The 6,352-nt window shown below is 62.2% G+C and carries 7 protein-coding genes; all 7 read left to right on the plus strand.

The features are described from left to right. The first annotated feature begins 143 nt into the window (after nt 1-143). Nucleotides 144-368, plus strand: coding sequence for a hypothetical protein (locus A2J01_RS05005; protein ID WP_099698417.1), 225 nt, complete (start codon nt 144-146; stop codon nt 366-368). After that, the gene (locus tag A2J01_RS05010; RefSeq protein WP_064112217.1) at nt 365-649 is read left to right on the plus strand and encodes a recombinase family protein; all 285 of its coding nucleotides are present in this window, start codon (nt 365-367) and stop codon (nt 647-649) included. The genes A2J01_RS05005 and A2J01_RS05010 overlap by 4 nt, the downstream gene beginning before the upstream one ends. Before the next feature lie 286 nt (nt 650-935). Next, on the plus strand, nt 936-3,158 hold the full coding sequence (locus tag A2J01_RS05015) for a 3'-5' exonuclease (protein WP_064112218.1): 2,223 nt from the start codon (nt 936-938) through the stop codon (nt 3,156-3,158). Between the two features lie 14 nt (nt 3,159-3,172). Next, nucleotides 3,173-3,814 carry a hypothetical protein gene (locus tag A2J01_RS05020; protein WP_075835732.1) on the plus strand — a complete coding sequence of 214 codons (642 nt, stop codon included), beginning with the start codon at nt 3,173-3,175 and terminating at the stop codon, nt 3,812-3,814. Between the two features lie 122 nt (nt 3,815-3,936). Next, on the plus strand, nt 3,937-4,623 hold the full coding sequence (locus A2J01_RS05025) for a hypothetical protein (RefSeq protein WP_064112220.1): 687 nt from the start codon (nt 3,937-3,939) through the stop codon (nt 4,621-4,623). A 710-nt stretch (nt 4,624-5,333) separates the two neighbouring features. After that, complete coding sequence (locus A2J01_RS05035; protein ID WP_064112222.1) at nt 5,334-6,002, plus strand: hypothetical protein; 669 nt, start codon at nt 5,334-5,336, stop codon at nt 6,000-6,002. 92 nt (nt 6,003-6,094) lie between these two features. Then, the coding region (locus tag A2J01_RS36750; RefSeq protein ID WP_231915704.1) for a hypothetical protein at nt 6,095-6,352 on the plus strand (258 nt) is incomplete at its 3' end.

Consider the following 6,352-nt stretch of genomic DNA (forward strand, 5'->3'; position numbering starts at 1 on the left):
GTCACTACCAAGCCGCAGGTCACTCGCGGCCCCAACAACACCCGTAAGTCGATTGTTTCCAATCCACTTACGGGCCTTCTGGACGTCTAAACGACGGAGACAAGGCCCGCCAATCACGCAATCTGCGTGGAAGGTAGTTCTCCGTGAAATTTCTCACTACACTGGCCGAAGCTATGCCCAATTCGCCTGCGGCCTTGATCATCTGGGCAGTTGCGTTTCTCTTGACGCGGTGGCGAGGCATCATCATGCTCACCGTGGTCCCCTGCACGCTGCTCCTTGCCCTACTCGGGTCCGCGGATCGCTCCGAGCGCGCCTTCCGGCTCTTGGACGTCCTGCTCAACCGCCTCGGGGGAGGTGGCGAGCAGTGAGCGGCCGTGTCGGGCGGCCGATGCTCTGCCCTCTGCCCGTACTCCGCAGAATTCTGGTGCTGCGAAACGAGGGGAAAACCATGCAATACATCTGCGACGAACTCAACGACGAGGGGATTCCCACGCCGGCAGGAAAAGTGGTGTGGGGGCGGAACAACATCTCTCGACTGCTCAAGACAGCTGTTGCAGAGGAGATCCGCCAGGAACCGCGAATGACTGAGGTCACAAGCATCTTTGGCGAAGAAGTGTTCCGGGAAAGCGGTGAGCGCCGAGCTGCCTAGCTCGAGGACGGTGACAGCGGCCCAGCCCGGTCAAGCGGCTGTCACCGTCTGGGCGGAGGCCGCCCTCCATCCCGCCCCCGTCCGGCGCAGATCGTGAGAGGCAGATTCCATCGCCGCGCACACCCCGCTGTCTCACGCATAGTCGCCTTCCATCCCAGCACCTCGATGACCGGAACCGTGCAAGTTACGTTTTCACCTATCGGAGGAGCGACACAATCCGCGTCCAGATCAGACCGCCCCAAGCGAGGCGGTCTGATCAGGGCGCCGAATTGGGGGTGAGGTCAGAGTGTGCATCGGAGCCAACCAACCGGGAGGTCCACGTCGGTGCTCGGCAGATGCAGCTGCCCGCTGCAGCCGCACCGGTAGAGCCGCCAACCACGCGGCCGCGTATGCCGATGCGCTGTCCGCCGAATCGGTCTATGACACCGAGCATCTGGAACTTTTAGAACTGCAGCGCAAAGCCGTGATGGGGGAGACCCTGACCGCCGCCGAACAAGCCCAGCTCCGTGCAGGCGCTCAGCCACCCGCATCGGCGATCCCCGATGGAAGCGAGTTCGGCCGCGACTACGCCGCGGAGTACCCGAAGCATCGCCAGGACATGATCGACGCAGGCTTCGCGCCGAGCACCCTCGCCGAGTACGCGAGCTCCGAAGACGCTGCCGAAGCAGCATACGAAGAATGGCGAGATGACCAGTTCGAAGAAGAAATGCAGGCGTCGTATCGCGAATGGACCGCGGACACCGCCTCCGGTTACTACCTGCGACGTCAACGATCCGACGAGCTGGACCAGGCACGCGAACACGCCGCCACTCTCGACGTGGACGAAGCCCGCGCAGTCCTCGACGAACGTGCCCAATCGGCAGAGCATCAACAGCTCCTCAAAGCACGCGACTACGCCCACGCCGCGGAACACGACGCCGAAAGGGGCTGGGAAGCGGCGAAAACCAGCACAAACATCGAAACGGTATCCGTGGCCCGCGACAGCCTTCACGACGCGCACTGTGACCGTCTCATCGCCGACGACGACCTGAACGCCTACGCCAACGAGAGCGCGCAATACGCGGCCAGAGTCAGCGAACTCTCCACCCCGCCCGCATATTCCGGGACCACCATCGGCGACAGCATCAATATCGGCACACACGTTCCCGGCAGTGAAGCTGAACTGCGCGCCCGGCAAGACGGAATCCCCGGCACCCACATCGGTGCCGCCGCCGGCGTCAAGGACCCCAACAGCCCCCACACCGCGACAAGTGCGAAGCTGTCCGCGATCAACGCTGTCACCGACGACGACATCAGCCGCGCTCACCTCGCCCACACACAGCACACCGGACGTGAAGGCCGGGCCGCAGCTTGGGAACACACCACCGCAGCGGACTTCGCGGCCGCCAACCCCGGACTGTCGGTCCAATCAACCCCCGGGATCTGGCGAAACAGTGAACGCCCCTGGCAGCAGGCAGAACTGACAGCCGTGACCAGCAGCGACGGAAACACCCCCGATGGTGCGTTGATCGTCAAACATGCCACGGCAAATGACGGCTACGGAGCGGATATCCCACCACACGTGCGCGCCGAAGCTGCGAACGCGCTCGACGCAACCGGGCTCAAACACGCCGACATCGCCGTCAACATCGACGGTCACACCTACCGGCAGTACCGAATCCACGCCGATGAACCCCTCACCGGCCTCACACAACCCGCCACCATGCCCGAGCTACGCGAAAAACTCGACAACCGTTGGAACAGTTGGCAGACCGAGAAGACAAACCCACCCCAACCCGCCCACAACGACGGCACCTTCACCTGGACGAAAGCGCCGCGCGCAGAATCTGGACACGCGAAGAACCGGGCCACCGCAGCCGAACTGGCCGCCTACCGTGGCATCAGCACCGCACAAGCCCACGAGATGATCAGCGCCGAAGTCGCATCCGGCAGATCCGCGGACGACGCCGTCCGCAGCCTCTACAAGTCGTACAACCCAGCCGCAGATACCCGCCGTCGTTTCGTCGTTGCCGACATCGAAACGAATTCTCTGTCAGCGGGACGTGGCGAGATCATCCAAACCGGCGCAGTCGTGATGAACGGGCAAGGCAAGGTCGTTGAACGAATCGACGAACTTCACGGAATCGATGCTCGCACAGCACGAACGATCGGAACGGGCGCCAAAGACGTTCACCGCATCAACTACCAGGACATCCACGGCAAGCCGCCATTTGCGCAGTCCCAGGCTAAAACAAGACTGCAGGAACTGTTGAGCGATCCAAACACCACGATGGTCGCGCACAACGCGAGTTTCGAACGCCAATACTTCGCCGCAAACGGGGTCTCCGCCGACCGCGTCATCGACACCATGACGCTCTCCAGGCGATTCGACCACAACAGCACCGGTGCTCGCCTCGCTGACTTCACTGCCGCACACGGCGTCGAGTACCGCGATGCTCACAACGCATTCAAAGACGCCCATATGACAGCTCGAGCCCTACTCGGGTTCTGGCGTGATCAACACAAATAGAAGCGGAGCCATTCGTGTCCGAACAATCGACGATCGAGTCGAACCTTCCCGACTCCCACCCTCGGCGTCCGGGGACTGTGAGTCGGGCCGTCTGCGGCTCGATCGCCAGCTTCGCTGTACCAGCAGCGATACTGACTGCCGCATTCTCCGAGTCGCCTCGGGAGCGAGTGTCTTTCGACGAGACCACCACCGACGCGTGGACCCGATCGCTCTACAACCTGTCTACATCCCTGACCTCGTTCGCGGAGGAGACTGGCGCCAGCACAGCAGCAGTCGACAGAGTCGGCGCAGGCATCACTCTCGGCGCATTCACATTTGCACTCATCCTCTCCGTCGCCACATACGGCCTACGGGCACGCGTATTCACGGACTTCGCCGAATCCTGGCGCAGATTCTCGCTGCGCCTCAGTCGGACGGTCGGCCCCGTGTTGCGGTGGTACGTGGCGCTGCTGATCTCGACGGCCGTCACTGCCGGAGGCGCCGGCCACTCTGTAGCGATCCTCACAGTGCAGGGAGCCGTGTCAGCGATCGTGTGGGTGCTCCTGTTAGTCCTGTGCGCATACCCATCCCAGACGGGATCACTTTTCATGCAGACGATTACGTCGATCATGCGCAAAGTCGTCTTGCGCGCTGAGTCCCGACACATCGCCACCTAATCGACCGTGTCCCGCCCCGCCCCCGTCGCCGGCAAACGCACTAAAAGGCCAGTAACCCACTACCAGCCAGTCCCATTCCGGGGCCGACCTCGAATTGCACACCGAGAACAGGAGAAAGCCCAATGTCCCATCCAACAGAAACAGGGCCCACCGCACCCGCAGAACTATCTGCTCGATCCACGAAGAGTCCGTGGCCACAAGCCACGAGGCTGGCTGCAACAACGGCGCTACTCACGTTTCTCTTCACCTTCATTCTCGCGGGATCGTGGTGGCAAACCCCGACCGCCGAAACGAGCTCGCAGGGCATCAACGCACTGGAGGACTTGGCTTCCGCCCTCACCAGGACCGCAGAAGTTGCAGGTAGCAGCGTCAATGCAGTTGCAGTCATTACCTTGCTGGTCGTCGTGTCACTCGTCGGTTTGATCGCCGTCGTGGCCCTCATAGCTACGGCGTCGAAACTCATCTCGCGCGCACGGAGTAAAACTTCCGCCACTGGAAGCGATCTCGAATACGTCATCAGCTGGGCGCGGACGGTGGGGTCCATGTCTCAGCCACTCTTGTCTTTGTATGTGGCAGTTCTGGTTTCGACGGCCCTCGTAGCGCACAACGCTGGGCTTCCGATCGCCCTGTCGACATCGACGTCGGCGAGCGACGTGATCCCAGCAGCGATTGTGCTGCTTGCTACGTCATTCCCCGTTCAGGTCACGTCACGATTCGCGAAGGTGTTCGGCCCACAGTTCCGCAAGTTCAACGACCGGTTCGACGCAATGGGTCTCCGCCGCAACATTTTGCGTAGCGGAACCAAGTAGCTCGCAGGTCGTCGACCCACCCCGATCGGTTCACCCCGAACTGTACAAAGGAGCACTAGAGGCGCCCAGTCCGACGGCGCCGCTCACAGTAATGACTCCGAAGGTAGCGAAGGCCAGGATGTGCGGTTTTCGAGGTCTACCGATGCAAGAGGGATCCACACAGGAAGACCACGTCAGCAGAACGAGTTCGCTTCTGCTGACGTGGCCTTCACCATTCCGCTACTACGCTGACCACGACGGTGGACCGAGCTCCGCAACAACCTCGGGAGCAGCGATCTCCAACAACTCGTACGCCAACTGTGCAGCCTCCTGCACTTCGTCGGGGTACGGCCCCCTCTCTGCTCACACTCACGCGCGGCCGTCAACGCTGATCGCAACCGCGGCGCATCATCGTCGGATGCCAAGTCCTGCGCCTGAAAGAGGAAACTGGATGCTTTGGTCATATCCAAACGCTATCGGTCAGCCCTCCCTCTAGGCGGCATCCACGCCAGCGCCTGCGAACCACCAAGAGCCCGTGGAATGTTCCACACGCGCCTTGCTGTCCACCCACGACGGTCGAATCATCAGGGATCCCGCGAGCATCACGACCCACCGGCACCGACCGCCGCGATCGGAACCCCACCACCCGTTCAAGACACAGCCGAGCACCACTACACCGGAACAGCGCCCGATAACGTCCGACCTGGATACACAATCCGGAAGGCACTCTCATGACGAAGATCAGAGCCACAGGAAGAACGACGCTCACCCGCACCGAACTCGATTGGTGGTCGAACACCGCCGCCGACCTGCAGACAGTGAACCGGCGGTACCCGAAGGTGGCGTCGGCGGAACGCGTCCCCGTCGGCGAAACCCGCGTCTACCACCACCGCGTCGACGGTGATCCCGTCCCCGTGCTCGCCCTATCAGCGACGGACATCGACACCCACACCGACACTGCTGCGGGACGCTGGATCGTCGCGAACACCTTGTCCTGGGCGCAATACCCTCCGCGCCAACACAAACCCGGATACGGCACACCGCTCGGGATGCTCGCCGCTGTGCTCATCCTCTTACCTGCTGCATTCAGCCACGACGTCGACAGCAGTTCCAGACTGACCGCACTCGTCGCCGCCGCGATGCTCGTCCCTGCAGGTCTGTGGCTTCTGCGGTATCGACGCCGGCGATTCCAAGACAGGACATGGGCAGCTGACAGTGAAGCAACCAGCGCTGCAGGCTTACCTGCCGCCCAACGACTCCTCACCACCACAGAACCAGCGCTCTACAAGACGATCGTGCACACCTGGATCAACCAGCGACGCACCACAGCGCCAGCCGCTCGACTACAACGCCTGCAGCAGCGTGAGCGGACCCCACGCGACGAACGCTCGACGAAATAACCAGATGGCCGGCCCTCGGACTCGCTCTGACGACTCTGCCCGAGCACGCCGAGATCACCGTTGAACTGCTCCAACACGAATAGGGAACGTCGATGAGAAGTCAGATCTGCACGCTACTGCTGCTCGACCTGATTGCGGTCGCGGGTTTGACTTGGATGCTCGCCCTGCCCCCTGTCGAACAGCTCGAACCTGCCGCCGAGTGCTACACAACCCTGCTGGGCGGCACCGGATCTCCAATGTGCCCGACCACTATCCAGACCTTCTTGACAACCCACGCCGCTGTGCCAGTGGCCATCCTTGTCGGCATATGTCTTGCGATCGCCCACACTCGCGTATTCCTTGACCACCGA

The sequence above is a fragment of the Rhodococcus sp. EPR-134 genome, from assembly GCF_001647205.1.
GTDB classification, from domain to species: Bacteria; Actinomycetota; Actinomycetes; order Mycobacteriales; family Mycobacteriaceae; genus Rhodococcus_F; species Rhodococcus_F qingshengii.